Genomic DNA, 18009 nt, shown 5'->3' with positions numbered 1-18009 from the left:
TACGAGAGTTCTATGATAAGAAACGGGAAGAAGGAAAGCCTTATAAAGTAGCTGTAATAGCCTGTGCAAATAAGCTTTTACAATGGATCTATGCACTATTAAAAAGCAACTCACCTTTCCAAGATATAGCTTAAATAATAAATAAAACTAAAAAATACAAAACCTTCCAAAAGTAGCATTTAGGAAGGTTATTTGGCGTGCACATTTTTAGTATAGCATGAGAAATTTAATTTTTTATTGAAAAATATTGACAAACTATTAGCTGGTTTAGCTTAACAACCACGGAACATTCATTTGAAATTCAAACTGAATTACTGGTCTAGGGAATTCAGTTGGTACTAATGCTAAATCTTTATTAAACCCTATCTCAATATCATTATGACCTAGAGAAGAAAACTGTTCCCCTTCCTCGGTTGGTATCCATAAATCAGGTCCATTGATTATCCTGCCAACAATATGATAAAAGCCTCCATATAGGCCTAGTCACAGGGTTGCTGTCATAGACCGCAAAGTAGCAGATAAATGGAGAGATGATAGGGAACACAGGAGCAAAGTGCATGTACTCTTGGGGTACGGAACCGATTTGAAGGATGAGGTCCTGCCACCTATTAAAAAACGTGATTTAGAGTTTGCAAAGAACGTAATAAAAATACTTGAAAATCATTTTAATATTCTTTATTCCGATGAAGAAACCTATGAATTTGCTCTTCTTCTCGCTTCTCGGGCCACTTCAATTGATTATAAATTAATCGATCATTCAAATCTGATCGATTATGTTGGAAAAGAAAATTTAGATCTGGTTAAAGAGCTGATTAAATACATGAAAATGTTTTATTATATTCAGCTCGATGAACAGGACTTTTTTATTAGATTTGTTTTACATTTACGAAACCTTTTAGTTCGAGCACGCAATAATTATTTCAGTAAAAACCCACTCAAAGATGGCAATAAAACTGCTTGCCCTTTAATTTATGACATTTCCGTTTCACTGGCCAAGGTCATCAAGCAAAAGACAGAAGTAACGATTAACGATGATGAAATTGCTTATATAGCCTTCCATTTAGGCAGCGCAATTGGATCTCATAAAATATTTAGCACTAAAATTACAGCGGTTATTTTTTGCCCAAATTATTACGATATTAATTTGCGATTAGCCGATTCTATAAACAGACACTTTTCTTCAGATATCCTAATTACAAATATTTTGACGGATGAAAGCGAATTAAAAAAATTTCTCCCGTTGATTTCATCATTTCAACTTTACCAATTGCTGAGTTATTAAATATCCCAATCGTGCAAATTGGACTTTTTCTAAATGGAATAGACATAAATTCTATCCGTGAAAAAATGGTCCAAATCAAAATCCAAAAGAAGCAAAGGCATTTTGAAGAAAATCTAAGAAAACTTATCGTTCCAGAGCTTTTTGAAATTAATAATGATATAAAAAATGAGGTTGATGCCATTCATCATATGGTGAAAAAACTTGAGGCTCAACATTATGTTTGGGAAAACTTTGAGGCGGAAATTTTGGAAAGAGAAAAAATGTCTTCAACAGCATTCAACTTATTTGCCATTCCTCATTCTATGGAAATGCATGCTAAAAAAACTGGTTTAAGTGTATTAATCAGTGAAAACGATATTGTTTGGAGCAACAAGCCCATTCAATTAGTTATTATGTTATGTTTCAAAGCCAATGAACGACAAATTTTCAATGAAATTTTTGATCCTATTACCATAATATTGAGTGATATCAATAATATAAATAAACTGATCAAGTGTAGAGAATATAATGAATTTATTGAAACGATGGTTTCAATGTATAATTGGAAATGCCATCCGGAAAATGTGCAATTTTAATTTTTGAAGAAATTTACCTTGAATTTCAATTACTATTTTTACCTACAAAAACACTTACAAATGCTGTTTTAACAGCATTTGTGAGTGTTTTATCGTTAGATAGACCATTTTCTTCATCATTTCAACCAACCTGGTGCCCACCAGTTCCATTTTCCCATCATTTTCATTAAAGATGGAACTAATACCATCCTTATTACAGTAGCATCAATGAAAATCGCTGCTGCAATACCGATCCCTAATTGTTTAACCCCTATTACATCTCCGAATGCAAACGGCAATGTAACGGATATCATAATGGCAGCAGCTGAATTTATAATCCTGCTAATAGAGGATAGTCCTACCAGTACTGCTTGATTATTATCTCGTGTTTTTTTGTATTCTTCAAAGATCCTCGATACCAGGAATACCCCGTAATCCATACTGATCCCAAACACTAATCCGAAAATAAATACAGGAATCATGATCGCAATCTTGTTCGGCTCAATTCCAAAATTCCCCTCCTTAAATACCCATACTAGGATACCGAACGATGCTCCTAGACTTAAGAGATTCATAACAATCGTTTTTAACGGAACGAGAACGGATCGGAATGCAATAAACAAGACTACATAATTGGAAACGATAATAAAGAAGAGCACGTACTTGATGTTTTGAAATACATCATCAAAAACCTCTTGTTGGTATTTTGGTTCGCCTCCCAACATGAAAGGTATAGTTGAGAGTTCTCCTTCCTGCTCCCAATGTCTGAGCCAACTCATAACGTTATAAGATGAAGGCTCACCCTTTACTGTAACATGTATGAGTATTTTATTTCCCTTAACAAAATGTTGAAGGAAGGGTTTGTATTTCGCTTTTAATATTGGTTTTTGAAATATGGTGGCCAGCTGCTCGGGCGGCATTCGCAGGTTCGAAAAAACAGAATCCACTTTTTGTACTTCAGGATCGGATTCTAATCTTTGAATTAGTGCATAAGCGTTCAACCAATCATCTTTTTTCAAGCTATCTGTTTTCCCATGCGCTACGATATAAACCTCTGAATTAGTTGGAGAAACAAAATGAGTCTGATAGGTCTCGAAAGCGAGTCTAGAATTATAGTCTTTCGGTAAGGATGTTGCATCTGGAATAACCAATTCCATTTTGTTCAAAGGCAGGATACAAATGCTTATGAGGAAGGCAGCCAATAAACCCAAATGAACTGGTCTTCTCATAACGTAAAGTGATATGACGGACCAAAAATTCCATTTTTTGAGTCTATAAAATGACTTGTTTTCTGCTAATATTACAGGCCTCAATACATACAAAAGTGCCGGAACCAATGTTAAACTTAACAGTACGGAAACTGTTAACACCATCATAGCTCCTAAAGTAATGGTAAAAAACATAGGTAAAGGAATAAATAAAATCCCCATTAATCCCAAAAGGACGCTGAGTGCTGAAAATAAAACAGCTCTACCAGCTGTCTCCATCGTTATAACCAGTGCTTTTTCAGCAGGCTTTCTTTCTAATTCTTCACGAAACCGACTAACTAGCATTAAAGCAAAATCAATACTAAGAGCAAGTCCCACCATCGGAATCACATTCAATACAAAATTGGACCATTCGACCTCGGTGTTCATCCAGTACATGATTCCCATGGTACCTGTAACACCGATCACCCCAATAATAATGGGAATCATAGCGGAAATAGCTCCTCCAAAAGCCAGCCATAGTATGATAAAAGCAGCTATAATTCCTATCCGTTCTGCTTTTATTAAATCAGTTTGGCTCGCTCGATTCACATCAGTTTGGACGACAGATTTTCCTGTCAATTTCACCGAGATTTCTGTATTCATTGGCAGACGTCTTTGGATTTCATCAAGTACAGGCGTCATCTCGTAGGTTTTTTGTTTAAAAGCCAACAGAGCATAAGCGAAATTCCCATTGGTCATCCCCTCTCTTTGGAGCGGTGATACCATTTGGGTTAGTCCGTCGATTCCTTTTAATTGAAATAATGTTTTCTGAATAAACCATCGAAAATTTTCATCGGATACAGATTCTTTTTTTTCAAAAACGAGAATGACGGGATCCTCGGGAATGTGGAAGTCAGTTGACATGGTGTGCTGAACAATGGTACTTTCACCATCCGGTATTAAGCCGTGATCCTTTAGAACAGTAGGTAGCTTTGGGGCAGAAAATCCGAAAATGATAAAAAATAATAACCAAATTAGGATGATTACTTTTGGATATTTAATGGAGATATTGGCAAGCTTACGAAGGTTCATGACTATGCTCCTTTTCTTTATTTACCGAAGAACACCCTTCACGAAAGGTATGTGAAGGGTGTTGCCAAATGAGTTGGGATGCTAACTACAAGTTGCTTTCTTTTAACCTGGTTGCTTGAACCAATCTATCTACCAAACCTGGTGTGAGATGCGCTGTCCCTAATAATAGCCGGGGCATAGCAGGTACATCCAATAGCCATTGGAGAAGTCTTCCCCATTTTAAGGGACCCTTGAATTCCCGCTGAATAGAATGTGAATACTCATCCTTCCACTTATCAAATGTTAGGTCTCCTGACAAATAACCGTCTGCCAAAGGTGCACACAATTGGGCCGAGCGTAGAGCCATCGACATCCCGTCCCCGCAGAGTGGCGGAAGCATGAGTGAGGCGTCTCCTACATGGGGAATCATCTCCCATGCAAGTGGTTTACGGTTTAGAACTACCGGAGCAATAGCAGCCTGTGAACTTGAGATTGGAACGGCATTCGATAGCTTTTGATACAACTTCGAGTTCCTGCGGCAAGCAGAATCAATTAGTCCTAAAACCGTCTTTTCATTGTGCCGGAAATCGTTCCTTTTCAACAATGCCGCAACATTGATCAATCCGTCTTCGATTGGGGCAATACCCAAATATCCGCCATCAAAAAAATAAAGCTCTACAATCGGCTCCATTTCAGTTACCTTAAAATGGGATTTCACGCCGATATACGTGTTTTTTTCAGTTCTATTCGGTTTAAACCCGGGGAGCCCTGAGCGAGCATTAGCACCCCATGCTGCGATAACGGCCCGCGCATAATAGGTTTTTCTCTCCCCACTATGTTTTGTCTCAATTCTGAATCCACTTTGATGGGGAGTCACAGATTCAACCGTAGTAGAGGTCTTTACATGGACACCGGATCTAAGCGCCGCGCTGTGCAGAGTGGAATCCAGTGAATATCGGCTTATCCCAATTGCATTATCAGGTAAAGGGAATTCTAAAGGATCGCCATAATTGAAAATTAGCCTTATCTTATTGATCATACTTGGCTGTAAAGCTTCCACATCATCAAGCAGACCAAAATGTCTCAACATACTACGAGATTCAGGGGAAAAAAATTCTCCACAGACTTTATGTCTCGGGAATTGCTTACGGTCGATTAAAACAGCCTCCCACCCCCGGTCTGCTAAAGATTTGGCCAAGCTGCTGCCAGCAATCCCAGCTCCAAGTACCGCTACATCTTGGATACGATTCATTACAATCAACTCCGAAAATATGGATTAGATCTTGTGTTTCCCGATTATAACTACATATCGAAACAAAGGTCTCCAGGAATAGAACATGTTTAATTCCCCCAATGCTTTTTCGAGATTCTTCCAATCCTCCAAACGAAACCCTTTTGCCACAGACAACGGTGCGTCATTTAAGATATATTGGTTATTAGAGATTATTCTTGATGTCAGCCACACCGCGGTCCAAGGAATCCAATGCCGATGGATGTCATTGACCACTATGCCGATCCTCGAAGCCTTTAACATCCTTACGATTACTTTTTGAAGATCATCTGCAGCAAAGTGATGAACAAACTGCGTTCCCGTTACCAAATCCGCACAGTTTTTAGAAAGCTCAAATAAATCGCTTCGGATTACCTCTACCCGCGGTTCATTGTGAAAAAATTGCCTTGCCTCTTCACAGGCTTCTTCTGTGATATCTACTAAAGTGATCTTTAAATCAATCTGGTTCTTATCCGCCCATTTCAGAATGCGCCGATTCACATCTCCGGAGCCTGATCCAATATCCAGGATTGATAAATGCCTTGGCTTGTTCGCTTCGTTCCATAATCGTTGTACGCCATAAAGTGTTGGGGCGGAGGCGCCAAAAATCCGATTAATGATACGAAGATGTTGCAATGCCTTCTGAAGCTCTATTCCTCCTTTTGAAAAATCATCCATCATCTCTGGTTCGATCGCACGTTCCTTAAACCCTCTAAACATGATCGTGAACGTACTGCTGTGCTTGTAAAGTAACGGATGGGAGATAGGTGATCTGGATCATCTCACAGGTAATACCCGGCCCAAATGCTAAGGCTAAACCGCTGGCTGACTTAGAATGAAGAGCTTGTAACTCTTGTCTCATTTCATTGAGCACAAATAGTATGGTAGCAGAAGACATATTTCCAAAATTGCGCAACACGTTACGGCTAGGTCTGGTCTGTTCTTCCGTAAGTTCGAATATTTCTTCTAACTTGTCGATAATCCCTTTACCTCCGGGATGTATAGCCCAAATATCAGGCTTTTGGTCATCACGTAATAGGTGTTTTACCTGTTCCGGAACAAATTGGCCAATCAGTTTAGGAATATTCGGTGACAGATAAAGATCAAAACCATAATCGCCTACTTCCCACACCATATCCCCTGCAGCGTCTTGCAGGAGAACGGAATGCTCCTTTCCTAATTGAAAAATCGCAGTATGCTCAGCTCCTGCAGAACCTACAATACATGCAGAAGCTCCATCCCCAAAAAAGCTGGTTCCATATAAAGCCTCACGTTGGGTAGACGGTTGAATGTGAAGCGTACATAATTCCACACACACGATTAATACTTTTGAGGTAGGATTATTCGACACGATTTGCCGTGACATACAAACAGCTTTTAAGCCCGCTGCGCATCCGATAAAGTTAAGCGGAATCCGATTAATCGTTTCAGCTAGTCCCAAACCTTTGACCAATTCTGTATCCAATCCCGGAAGAAACTGTCCTGTACAACTAACCGTGATTAAATGCGTTATGTCAGACACATCCACTTTCGCATCTTCAAGTGCCTTTCTCGCAACGTTCAATCCAAGCGGTACAGACGCTTTTTTATAGATCTCCATTCGTTCAGCGGTTGAAGGAAATCGTCGATTGGAATTTTGTGAAAAATAACGGCAATCTTCGGCGGATTCCAACAGATTCGGTTCACACGTGTACCGAGTTGCCACTCCGCATTGCTTAAATATTCTTTTTGCCCATCGCATAGAGTCCGGGTACTCTTTTAATGCTTCAGCCAATCTTTGTGAAGTATCTGTTTGATCTAAACAAAATTCTGGTACAGCCGTTCCTATTCCCAGTATCGCAATCAATTGATCCGTTCGATTCATACACCATTCATCCCCTTGTCCAATTAGTAGATTAATTAATCCAACTCTTTACTTAACATTTCTATTAGATTTTTCAAGTAAATATGATATGAAGTTGTGGACAAGGGAAAAAACAGCTTTTTATTGGCAACCTTTTGGGTATTTTGTTACATAGTCTTACTAAAAAATCAAAAAGGCAGGTTCTATACAGAACCAGCCCCTCGTGCAAAAGGCAAAACTTCTACTCCCATTTCAACAAAATCTAATGCTTTGCAATGATTCCAGCAATAATGATGACAATAATGGCACCAATCAGTGCTGGCACTAACGAAAAGCCCTCTACCATAGGACCCCATGTCCCAAAATTTGGCGGGATTACCTGAGAAAGAACCCAGCTACGGTGGCACGCACCGCACGAACAGTTTTAAAGACTCCCCGTACTAATTAAGTATTTTTGTAATTTGCTACATTAGGAAGAAACCCAACCAAATAAACTTCAAATGAGTTTATCACTAATATTTTTCTATTTATATCACTAGTATCTTTGCCAAATTCACTAATATTAATTATATCGTACTTTTTTTATAACTCAGTAATCATACATTTTGTGTGAGTCCCAAAGATTCCATTTTCTAACTTACTTTCAATTACATACCCTTTTCCACCTATCAATATCTCTTGGTTTTCTTTTCATAACTTGATTAAATATATATTCCTTATAATCATCATGAACTTTTATTGGAACCAATTGTGCCCATGGGTATCGGTCTAGAACTTTCATTGCTTGAAAAATTTCTGATACAAGACCTGATTTTTGAAAATATGCTTCTATAGGTAAATCATCTGCTTCATCATATAAGGCACCTTCATTTGTTGTAACACAATACCTAACTGAATTATTTATAATATGCCTAACCAATGAAATACTTCCTCCTTTCCAGCCAACTTCTAGAATCGTTTCAACTATTGATTTTATTATAAAAAGATTATTCACTTCTTCTAAGACATTGCCAATCTTTTTATCATTAATTACTAGGTCTGCTATTGGATCTAAAGGTGTTTTTTCGCCATTCACAATCACCACCTTTGCTCCATTTCGTTTTGCTAAAGTTGGAAAATAATTCGCTGGTGAAACTTGTAACGAAGAGCCAAGAACAATAAATAAATCGGCTTTTATTGTCTCTTCCTCAGCCATTGCTATAGCCTCTTCTGATAGTGACTCTCCAAAAAGAATAACAGATGGTCTTATAAATCCTCCACAGTTACAATGTGTTTGATTTTCTAAGAAAAGTTGATTGTCATATATTTTTCCACAGGTATTACAATGACAATGGCTGAGTGTGCCATGAAGCTCAGAAACTTTCAAATTTCCAGAATGAAAGCCATCTGTATTTTGGGTGATAATAGCCTGGATAATTCCTTTCTTTTCCCATTCTATATTTTCGAACCATGCTCATGTCAGAATGACCCAGTATTTTTTGTAAAGAAAATGGATCACCGCCATTCATAGTATAGAATAGTGCACCTGTATGTCTAAAAGTGTGAGGCGATACTCTTTTATTAGAGATACCAGCCATTTCACCTAATTCTGTTAGCCTTCTCCTCCATGTATTACTAAGAATTTTTCTACCGTCATAGGAAACAAATAAGAATTCGCTACCGAAATCGTCTGACTCCCTCATGTATTCTTCGAGAAGTTTAATTGTTTTTGTTGATATTGGAACACTCCTACTACGCTTTGTCTTGGTTTCATGCGGTTCAAGTTTGATGTACCCACTCTTTAAATCCACGTTACTTCTCCTCATATTAAGGAGTTCCAATATACCGACCATAGTATCCAATAAGACATAGATCATAACTTTATCACGGAATCCTACGAATCTTGAATCATCAACTTGGTTTAATAACGCTTTTATTTCTGCTGGTGTAAAAGATTGTATTTCATCTTCGGGAGTTTTAATTGGCTTAAATTTTTCGTGTATAGGTATTTCAATCCATTCTTCTTGATAACAGTGTCTTAAGAAAGCACGATTTGTTCTGATACGTACATTAACAGTAGTGGGTTTTAAACCTTGGTCATTAAGCATATAGCCAATATAATTTCGAAACAATTCAACAGTAACTTCTTCATTAGGAACATCTCCTCCCAAGTAATCATTGAGATAATGAAAATGTTCATAATAGCCTTGGATTGTAGGCTTTGCCAAACCCTCAGTTTGTTTGAAGGCCATAAATCGCTCAAACATTTCAAACAGAGTCATCTTTTGTTCAGTTTGTTTAAAGCAGTTATTACTATGTGAAGTTCTCGAACCTTTACGTTGGGTTTTCCTATCCGTTTGCATAAAAAAATCCACCCTTCATACAAATTTGGTGGATTTGACACACTAGTACACCTATAGTCAGTCGCACTAGAACTAAGTAATTTTCAGAAAAAATACTGGTGACTTTTTAACTCCAACTCACTGTTCAAATAGCCAGAAAAACAGAGCTTAAAAACAGTCGAAGTCCTTGATATCACTGGGTTTATTTGGCGGGACTGCGTGGGAATCGAACCCACCAGACCTGGCACGCAGGTCTCAAGCAGTTTTGAAGTTTGCTGACACCTGTTTTTCTAGTACCTTAATGTGCCCTAAAGTATTGATAAATCAAGCTTTCTTGCTTCCTAATGTTTTCTTGTGATTTGTAATTTTAAAAATTTGGGCACCGAGCATGGCACCTTTAAACACTTAAATATTAATTGGATTGATGTTGAGTCAGCCTAAAATTCAATAGGAGAATTTTAACACAGCTCTTTTCAATTTGCTAAAATTGAAAATGTACTTAAAGTTACGTGTACCTGTTTGTTGAACAATTGGGTTGCTGTGGCAGCCCTTTTTCTTATTGAACTAACTAGCAGGAGTTGAACAAGAAAAAAATAAACTTCCATATGACTGAATTTTCAGTGAAATTATATATAATATAAACAAGGGGGTGTCTAATGAAACAAATATCTTTGTTTTTATTGATAGTTGGCATCATACTTACTATTTTTGGGCTTATTCCTTTTATTTTCGGTTATCCGTACAGTAATTCTTCAAATTCTGGTCCCACAAATTTTTGGGAACTTATTGTAATGATTTCATATGAGATAAAAGGATGGATTTTGCTTGCTGGGATTTTAATATCCTTGTTTTCTTTATTGCTCCATAAAAGAATGGCAATATTTAAATAAGCAACTTATAAATTGCTACCGCCCCTTTTGGGCGATTAAATTGAGTTATCTTAAAGGTAATTTATGATGTGATTACTTTTATTTCTCTTAAATCCAAAAAAAGTGGGTGACTTTATGGAGAACATCGTATGGATAAATGGTAATTATGAGGAAGATATTCGTATTTTTGATTCGAAAAGACAAGCGGAGGAATGGGCAGATGCTTTACTTCCCGATTTCGGTCCATATTTAATTAGTAAGTTGAATGTTGGCTATGCGTCTCCTGATGAAAAGGTAATCAAATATTTAGAATACATTTTACCTAAATGGCCTAATCACAGGGTTGCTGTTCTAGACCGCAAAGTAGATTTTAATACGTGTGTATTTGGCAATTAAAAAATCCTATTTATGGCAGCGTAAAAAGAGCTAAAATACGCAAATATTGCATAAAAACTTGCATATTTTAGGCTCTTTAATTTTATTTCTTATTGTGTTAAAGCACCCGTTACTTTAAGTGTAATCCTTCACAAAGTTGAGATGTAACGGGTTAGTTTAAGAGGTGTTTCAATCGTGGATTAGAAATAAAAAGAAGTTTAAATCACATACTTTTATGTAATTCCGTATTAAGTTTCATCCTTTAGAGGACTTCTAAAATCGCACAGAAGCCAACCAATCCTCATCTTTTTTAATCCTATGTTATCCCTTCTTATTTTTGATTAAATAAAGAAGCCTTAGCAGGCTTTTATCGTCCTTTGTAGTTCTTCTCTTACTTTTTTTACTCCCTGATCCTATAGCTCTATAAAATACTCCAGTTTGTGGCAGTCAATTCTTTAACAAAAAGTACCCATTTGTTGAATAAGTAACAAGCGTTCCTACTTATTGTAGAAACGCAACTAGGCAAAGCTCTAAATTTTTCTATTAATGATACGGGTACGATGGATAAGGGTAAGGATAAGGATAATAGTATGGGTAAGGGTAGCCACCTATGCCTGGTCCACCTAAACCAAGACCTGGATAATAACCAAGTCCTGAGCCTGGTCCGCCTAAACCAAGACCTGGAGCAAAACCAACGCCAGAGCCAGGTGCACCTATACCTGGACCACCTAAACCAAGACCAGGACCAAAACCAGCGCCAGAGCCTGGTCCGCCTAAACCAAGACCTGGAGCAAAACCAACGCCAGAGCCAGGTGCACCTATACCTGGACCACCAAAGCCATGACCTGGACCATGACCATGACCTGGACCATGACCTGGACCATGACCTGGACCATGACCACCTAAACCAATCCTCTCATATGTTGGACTATAAGCATTATAATTAAGAATCACGTTCATCCTCCTCATTTAATTTACATTAGAGCATATGCATTTTTGGGATAAATTCCTGGGTATTCGTCCTGATTCTTAAAATATTATATGACAAATGCGGATAGGGTAATTATTTAAGCTAACCTGTCAGTTACTTGAAGAAGAAATATTACGCAAAAGACTCATATTGCAAGTAAGATTTAATTTTTAATTACGTTAAAAAAGGTACCTATAAGGTATTACCTAAAAGGAACCAAAGGAGACTTTTGAATCTTGGAACGATTTTAGTATATGAAATTGTTTTGTATTTGCTAACAAAAAATAACCCTGCCTAAATGGTGGGGGGTAAAAGAAGCTAATATCCAAATGGTCCAGTTGGACAACAAGGATTGACTGGGGCACCGCACATCGTATGTGTTTCGCAGCATTCATTTACACATGATTCTGTGTGTGGGAAATAGTGCTGATGATGAATCATATGCTTGTTAACTGTAGTTGTATGTGACGGGTTTACATGTGTTACTACTTTATTAAACAAATTTGTTTTTACATACTGTTGTCCCGGTGAAGCTAGTGGTGGGTCATACTGTGCAGGAAAAGCTTGAGGCGGACAGTATATTGGCGGACATGGTTGTGGCGGGCAATATTGGGATGGCATTGGCTGTACAGGTGCAATCGGATTTGGCATCATATTCGGCATTATATTTGGCATCATATTTGATGGTGGAAAATTTCTTTTCATAGTTAATAGACCTCCATGTGAATTTGTCTTGTTACATCAATAGTCTATGTGAATATTTGTCTGTGCGGACTAGTTTAGATACCTATTTTTGTAATAAAAATGATAGACACCAGGACAAAATTCTTGCTTATTCAAGTAACCTGCTTACTTTACTTGAATAAGAAAATGGCATTACCCCATTGTTGAAGTAATGCACCCGTTTGTTTAAGTACAATCGTTCACAATCTTGGAATTAACTCTTCTAACAACAAAAATACTGACTACAACAGCTATTAAATAAGGTAGTAATGAACCTGTTGAATAATCTTTATACCTATGATGAAACACTAATAAAGGCATGTTAAATTTCATTCCAATTACATATAAAATGCTTATCGTAATAATAAAAGCAACTAAAACAATGGAAAATTTCTTAATTCTGTTTATCAAAAATATTCCCCCATTTATTAAACATAAGCACTCAGTTAGTTGAACATCGACCTTTTATCTTTTTAATATAAATCTTGGCGGCGAACCAGAAACCAGTTCAGTTTCAAAATAAACTAGCTTTCCTGGAATACACGAAACGATGGACGGCATTCCATATCCAACAGCTTCTTCTATTGCTGTTAATAGCGGTAGTTCTTTACCATCAATATCTTCATTTAATGAAATTGAGTAACAGGAATCTTCAGCACCATACTTTTTCATTATTTTTACTATTTCTTGTGGGTCAGAGTTAGGTTTGGGAATTTCAATCATATATTCATTACGAAGTGTTTCAAAATAATTGTGACACAATCTGTGAAGTGCGTGCCTTCTTTTGTTCTGAGTAGATAATTCAAACAATACTCTTTGCCGAATCCTTTTATTAAAAAATGATTTAACAATTATTTCTTCAATTTCTTTATTCAATCCAACCCCCTCTTGGCTAAATTTTACCATAATTTCCAGATGTGTTATTGAACTAAACTCCCTCTATAAAGAAACGATTATCTTCAATTTCCTCTTGTTTTCTCACGTTTTCATAATGATTCAAGTTTATTATTCATAGTAAGGCTGGAGTATAAATGTAATTGAGGATAATTTTGGAACCCGAAAGTAAAAACGACCATTGCCACCTATCCACTTTCACCCAAAAAGTGGATAACCAGTAAAATTATGATCGCACTGGTAGATCTCCACATGTCTCATGGAGGTGTACCCTCCCAAGTCTCACAGAGTCATAGCTCCAAAATTCCTTCGTCCAACCTTTCCATGAGGTGGATGTCAGTGATGCTGCCCGACAGGGTCCTGGCCCGTATTTTAGTTGAATTACTGACTAATCCGTGCTTCAAATATCTAATAAACTTTATTCTTGAACCTATAAACGAGTTTTGAAAGTAAGAGTTATTGAGATTAAGCCGCGATCTTTAAGGTTGCCATATGTGGTATATCCTGCAACATTCTTTCTTCACTAAACTCGCATTGTTTCTTTCCAATGGCAAATAGGATTCGTATAACCTTATTACATATAGCGATAAGGGACTGCATTTTCTTCAATGGATTATTTGGACGCTTTGTAAATATTCATGTAAAGCTTTAAATGCTGAGTTCTTAGCTACAAGGGGCATAGCTACTCGGAAGAGGAGAGCTCTAAGAGATTTTCTACCCCGCTTTGTTATTTTGGTTTGCCCTTTGTGCTTTCCAGATGTATTTTCCTTTAAACTTAATCCTGCTAGTTTATGATTTGTCTTGGATGAGTATAGTTACTTAGGTCTCCTACCTCAGCTAAAAAGCCTGCAATAGTATCCTTACCTATACCTTTTATGGCGATCATTTGAGAAACACCAGGGATCTGATCTAATAGTTTATCTATATTTGATTCTAGTTCTTCGAACTTTTCCGTGATCAATTCATATTTTTCTATTAATGTACTGAGCTCTAATTTAGCCATGTTTGAACCCTCACGTATTCCAATTGAAACTTGAGCTACACCTGTTAGTTCCTTTATTTTGCTGATCCCAATTCCACGTTTAACAACTTGTCTAACATGAATCAATATCTCTTCATTAGATAGCTTTACTAACTCATTGGGTAATAGATTTAATTTTAACAGCTGTAATAATGCAGCTTTTCCTTCCCAGTCTTTAAAGACCGTTAGAAACTCTGGAAAGTAGCGATCCAACCAATTGTGAATTTGACCTTGAACTGCTTGTCGGTCAACGGATAATAGATCGCGTATTTTTCTCGCCACACGTAGTTCTGCATAAACTCCTTGTGGGATGTTTGGTTCGGCGTATCTCCCATCCTTGACTAACTGTGCAATGACTCTGGCATCTTTCACATCATTTTTCGTTGGTGAATTATCGTCTAATTCCTTGCTTTTCTTTACGTGCATTGGGTTTACAACAACAAATTTAATATTATGTTCTTTAAGGAAATGAGCTAGGTTCAGCCAATAATGACCAGTTGGCTCCATTCCTACAATTGGACACTCATATCATACCAAGGGGCATTTTTATGTTCAAACCCCATTTTTCTTCATTACAGGAATGCTGCCCCGTTAGTTTAAGTGAAATTTTTCACAAATTTCAACACTTTTTTTAGTACACATATTTTCAAACACTCCAAACACCTTTATATTTTACACTTCACTTACGCTCCAATCCAATAATATTATAGCTTATGATTTCTCTTTAATTTTCCAGGTTGATGAATGTTAATAAAGATTCTAGAGCATACGATTATCAAGGATTTATTCCTGTTTAATGGAATAAAGAACCTCTGACCTAATAACTTCTCTTTTTCAAAATTTGATTCCTCTACTGGATTGCTCTGTAATGAAATGAATGGGTAATTATATTAAAAATAAATTTTAATTTTGTCTGAGAGTCAATCTCAGACAGGACTAATACTCTAATTCTTTCAACTCACATATTATTAGATGTTTTTTTGTGTTTTTTTAAATCTGTAAGGAAGTATGTAGATAGAACAAACATTCTATGGTAAGATATAAGTAAAGATAATTAGGTCTTATCTTTACTATACATAATATAATTATTATAAACTATTAAATTAGGAGGTCAAAAAATGAATGACTTGACTCTTCTTAATCAGAATGTAACGGATGAACAGTACCTAGCCTATTTACAAGATCACCTCAAAGACCGACAGTTACTTGACGAAAATAGAAATCTTTCTTTAGAAAATAGTTCCGAACAGGATTTCCTGGAATTGTTTTTTTTGGAGAAAGTATTTCCACAAGATAAAAAGCTTTCTCCACATACTGTTAAAGCCTATCGTTCAGATGCCAAAACGCTGCTCTCTTTTTTAACCAATCACTCCCTTTCTTTTCGGGATATCGGTTTTCCGGAAGTAAAGGCATATAACAAATTTATTAAAGAAAACTATGCAGCTAAATCGGCCATAAGGAAATTGGAGTTTTTCAGAAGATTATTGGACTTTGGTTATGAGACACAATTTTATAAAGCTCACCTTTCCACTTGGATCTCTAAACCTGTATCTAAAAAAGGACACTATATAATAGAAGAAACTCGTCACGAAGAGGCACAAACCCGTGTGCAAGTGAGGGAATTGAATCAAAAGGATGCGGAATTTCTACTCTCCTTCTTTCCTAAAATCGTCAAAGCAAAAAGGAATCGCGAACAATTGGAGAAGAGAAATTTACTGATTGGTTACCTACTCTATACCACTGGGCTTCGTGCAAGTGAGCTTTTGAGCTTAAATTGGGGAAGTTTTCGAACCAATCGTAAAGGTTTTCTATTTGCAGATGTCTTTGGAAAAGGGAACAAGCCCCGATCCATTCCAATAAGAGAAGAGACAAAAGAAATTCTGTTTAAATATCGGGCATCCATAAGAGAATCGGTTGAAATAAACATTGAAGATACGAGTCCGCTTTTTTTCGCTTTATATAATAAAAATGAACCCTTGCTAAATAAAAAACGATTAACATACCCAGCGTTATATAAAATCGTGAAGGAAGCGGTTCACCTTGCTGGAAAAAATTTGAAAGTAACACCTCACTGGTTCCGGCATACATTTGTCACTCTTCTGCTAGAGAACGATGTTCCATTAGCTGTTGTTAAAGACTGGGCAGGCCATTCGGATATCTCCACTACTAATATATACTTAGAACGAGTGAATCAAGATAACTCATATCTCCATTTAAATAAAGTGAATTTGTTTTAATAATCCTTAATTATCACTGAAGTCAATGATATGGTATTTTTTCAATGTAGTATTAACTTAAAAATTCTCTGATTTAGAAATGGTTATAAATTGACTATCAAATGTTAAATAGAGTATGAATTAGTTGAAATGAATTTTTTTGTCATCTAAATACCTTAAACGAAAATTTATTGGGAGATTTAAGTGATTTTTTATTATTTATGCTTTTATTTACTTAGGATGTTGTGCTATTCCTTAGCTGCCGATTTTCAACAATTTTCAATATATTAGGGTACATTAGTACCCTTTAAATAAATATGGGTATTCACCCTTTAATGAACTCCTTTTAAATAAGTTACTGGGGATGAAAAAGATGCCTTATAGATTTATAAGACACATAGAAAACAAAGGATACAGTTCAGAGACATTAAAAAGTTATGAGAAAGTCATTAATCAATTTTTTAAGTTTATAGCGAAATCTTACCCATTAAATAAAGAACCTTTTCAAATTTCTCCAACTGACATTAAAAATTACTTGGAAGAACAACTAGAACTGGATAAGAGCATTTCTACGGTTAACAAAGAATTAGCGATCATTAAGACATTTTTCAATTACCTTTGGGAGATTAACAAAGTACCCATTGATCCAGCTGTAAAAATTAAACGTTTTAAAGTGAAAAAAGAGCTTAAAGTAGTTATTACATATGATGTAATACTTTCAATTTTGGAGAAGGTTTTGTCGAACCAAGATTATTCTAAATTGAGAAAAACTGTATTCCTTTTAGCAGTTAAGGGATTAAAGACAGCAGATTTTCGTTTTAAAAAGGAAGATGTTTTGGATAGTATCGAAGATAATTCTATGATCATTCAACTTAAGAGTCGATCCATTTCATTACGTGGTAAAGAAGCTGCATGCTTTTGTGATTACTATAGTGAAACGATTATGTATAGTGAAAGTGAATATGTTTTTACCGCTACTTCACATGGTGAACAATGTGAAGTACCCATTCATGTAATGTCTATTCTTAATCATTTAAGAGCGATAACTTCAGATTATCTAGGGGAAGGCTCTCCAGGATTGACTCTGATATCAATACGTAGAGCAATGGCCCTAAATCTGTATTTAAAAAAATATTCCATACAAGTAATTGCTAAGGAACTGGGGATAGAGGAAAATACAGCTTCTAATTATTTAAAGCACATTATACAAGGAAACATTGGTTCAGAATCCTAATATTAAGTGGTTCATAGAGTAAATTTAAATAGTGTTTTAGAATGTATTTTCAATTTTTTTATAAACAATTCATTATTTAATTCATATTTCCCTTTATTTGGTGTGTTGGAGATTAGCATTGTAACGCATTTATTTTTCTCTTTGTGTATAAACCATCCATCTAATTTCGTTGTAGA

General features: G+C 36.2%; 15 protein-coding genes and 2 pseudogenes. 7 read left to right on the top strand and 10 right to left on the bottom strand.

The window, feature by feature from the left end; genetic code table 11:
• The 3 genes and pseudogenes from J2S10_RS25670 to J2S10_RS25660 form a co-directional block, all read left to right on the top strand.
• A pseudogene (locus J2S10_RS25670) lies at positions 1-134 on the top strand (IS110 family transposase); the annotation flags it as partial.
• Positions 135-553: 419 nt separating this feature from the next.
• Complete coding sequence (locus tag J2S10_RS25665) at positions 554-1282, top strand: PRD domain-containing protein (RefSeq protein WP_307413773.1); 729 nt, start codon at positions 554-556, stop codon at positions 1280-1282.
• 11 nt (positions 1283-1293) lie between these two features.
• Entirely contained in the window at positions 1294-1857 is a 564-nt protein-coding gene (locus tag J2S10_RS25660; RefSeq protein ID WP_307413771.1) for a PTS sugar transporter subunit IIA, read from the top strand.
• Between the two features lie 116 nt (positions 1858-1973).
• Here J2S10_RS25660 and J2S10_RS25655 read toward each other — a convergent pair whose 3' ends face one another.
• The 6 genes from J2S10_RS25655 to J2S10_RS25630 all read right to left on the bottom strand — a co-directional run bounded on the left by J2S10_RS25655 (position 1974) and on the right by J2S10_RS25630 (position 9552).
• Positions 1974-4118, bottom strand: coding sequence for an MMPL family transporter (locus J2S10_RS25655; protein WP_307413769.1), 2145 nt, complete (start codon positions 4116-4118; stop codon positions 1974-1976).
• A gap of 85 nt (positions 4119-4203) precedes the next feature.
• The gene (locus J2S10_RS25650) at positions 4204-5349 is read right to left on the bottom strand and encodes an NAD(P)/FAD-dependent oxidoreductase (RefSeq protein ID WP_307413766.1); all 1146 of its coding nucleotides are present in this window, start codon (positions 5347-5349) and stop codon (positions 4204-4206) included.
• Positions 5350-5373: 24 nt separating this feature from the next.
• Entirely contained in the window at positions 5374-6087 is a 714-nt protein-coding gene (locus J2S10_RS25645) for a methyltransferase domain-containing protein (protein ID WP_307413764.1), read from the bottom strand.
• Positions 6080-7231 (bottom strand): type III polyketide synthase, encoded by a 1152-nt coding sequence (locus tag J2S10_RS25640; protein ID WP_307413762.1) that lies wholly within the window; start codon positions 7229-7231, stop codon positions 6080-6082. Before J2S10_RS25640 ends, J2S10_RS25645 begins: the two co-directional genes overlap by 8 nt.
• Before the next feature lie 622 nt (positions 7232-7853).
• Positions 7854-8612 (bottom strand): Sir2 family NAD-dependent protein deacetylase, encoded by a 759-nt coding sequence (locus tag J2S10_RS25635; RefSeq protein ID WP_307413781.1) that lies wholly within the window; start codon positions 8610-8612, stop codon positions 7854-7856.
• The gene (locus J2S10_RS25630) at positions 8563-9552 is read right to left on the bottom strand and encodes a tyrosine-type recombinase/integrase (protein WP_307413760.1); all 990 of its coding nucleotides are present in this window, start codon (positions 9550-9552) and stop codon (positions 8563-8565) included. Before J2S10_RS25630 ends, J2S10_RS25635 begins: the two co-directional genes overlap by 50 nt.
• Positions 9553-10187: 635 nt before the next feature.
• On the opposite strand from J2S10_RS25630, the gene J2S10_RS25625 reads away from it, so the two are divergent.
• Positions 10188-10421 (top strand): hypothetical protein, encoded by a 234-nt coding sequence (locus J2S10_RS25625; protein ID WP_307413758.1) that lies wholly within the window; start codon positions 10188-10190, stop codon positions 10419-10421.
• 114 nt (positions 10422-10535) lie between these two features.
• Positions 10536-10796 carry a hypothetical protein gene (locus J2S10_RS25620; protein WP_307413757.1) on the top strand — a complete coding sequence of 87 codons (261 nt, stop codon included), beginning with the start codon at positions 10536-10538 and terminating at the stop codon, positions 10794-10796.
• 522 nt (positions 10797-11318) lie between these two features.
• Here J2S10_RS25620 and J2S10_RS25615 read toward each other — a convergent pair.
• The 4 genes and pseudogenes from J2S10_RS25615 to J2S10_RS25600 all read right to left on the bottom strand — a co-directional run.
• A complete protein-coding gene (locus J2S10_RS25615) occupies positions 11319-11729 on the bottom strand; it encodes a hypothetical protein (protein WP_307413755.1) in 411 nt (136 codons plus the stop codon).
• Between the two features lie 334 nt (positions 11730-12063).
• The gene (locus J2S10_RS25610; protein WP_370876289.1) at positions 12064-12450 is read right to left on the bottom strand and encodes a CotD family spore coat protein; all 387 of its coding nucleotides are present in this window, start codon (positions 12448-12450) and stop codon (positions 12064-12066) included.
• A 483-nt stretch (positions 12451-12933) separates the two neighbouring features.
• Positions 12934-13344: a hypothetical protein gene (locus J2S10_RS25605; protein WP_307413753.1), complete on the bottom strand. Its 411-nt coding sequence runs from the start codon at positions 13342-13344 to the stop codon at positions 12934-12936.
• Positions 13345-13827: 483 nt separating this feature from the next.
• Positions 13828-14899, bottom strand: a pseudogene (locus J2S10_RS25600) (IS110 family RNA-guided transposase); the annotation flags it as partial.
• Between the two features lie 602 nt (positions 14900-15501).
• Here J2S10_RS25600 and J2S10_RS25595 point away from each other — a divergent pair.
• Positions 15502-16620, top strand: coding sequence for a tyrosine-type recombinase/integrase (locus J2S10_RS25595; RefSeq protein ID WP_307413751.1), 1119 nt, complete (start codon positions 15502-15504; stop codon positions 16618-16620).
• Between the two features lie 352 nt (positions 16621-16972).
• On the top strand, positions 16973-17833 hold the full coding sequence (locus J2S10_RS25590) for a tyrosine-type recombinase/integrase (protein ID WP_307413747.1): 861 nt from the start codon (positions 16973-16975) through the stop codon (positions 17831-17833).
• Positions 17834-18009: the final 176 nt, after the last annotated feature.

The sequence above is a fragment of the Neobacillus ginsengisoli genome (assembly GCF_030813055.1).
The sequence above is the reverse complement of the archived record's forward strand: the minus strand, read 5'-3'. Positions and strand labels throughout refer to the sequence as shown.

Bases quoted from the DNA above. Each gene is read 5' to 3' on its own strand.
- J2S10_RS25610 (WP_370876289.1), bottom strand. From the start codon at position 12,450: ATGAAAAGAAATTTTCCACCATCAAATATGATGCCAAATATAATGCCG.
- J2S10_RS25620 (WP_307413757.1), top strand. From the start codon at position 10,536: ATGGAGAACATCGTATGGATAAATGGTAATTATGAGGAAGATATTCGT.
- J2S10_RS25650 (WP_307413766.1), bottom strand. From the start codon at position 5,349: ATGAATCGTATCCAAGATGTAGCGGTACTTGGAGCTGGGATTGCTGGC.
- J2S10_RS25590 (WP_307413747.1), top strand. From the start codon at position 16,973: ATGCCTTATAGATTTATAAGACACATAGAAAACAAAGGATACAGTTCA.
- J2S10_RS25630 (WP_307413760.1), bottom strand. From the start codon at position 9,552: ATGCAAACGGATAGGAAAACCCAACGTAAAGGTTCGAGAACTTCACAT.
- J2S10_RS25625 (WP_307413758.1), top strand. From the start codon at position 10,188: ATGAAACAAATATCTTTGTTTTTATTGATAGTTGGCATCATACTTACT.
- J2S10_RS25655 (WP_307413769.1), bottom strand. From the start codon at position 4,118: ATGAACCTTCGTAAGCTTGCCAATATCTCCATTAAATATCCAAAAGTA.
- J2S10_RS25595 (WP_307413751.1), top strand. From the start codon at position 15,502: ATGAATGACTTGACTCTTCTTAATCAGAATGTAACGGATGAACAGTAC.
- J2S10_RS25645 (WP_307413764.1), bottom strand. From the start codon at position 6,087: ATGTTTAGAGGGTTTAAGGAACGTGCGATCGAACCAGAGATGATGGAT.
- J2S10_RS25640 (WP_307413762.1), bottom strand. From the start codon at position 7,231: ATGAATCGAACGGATCAATTGATTGCGATACTGGGAATAGGAACGGCT.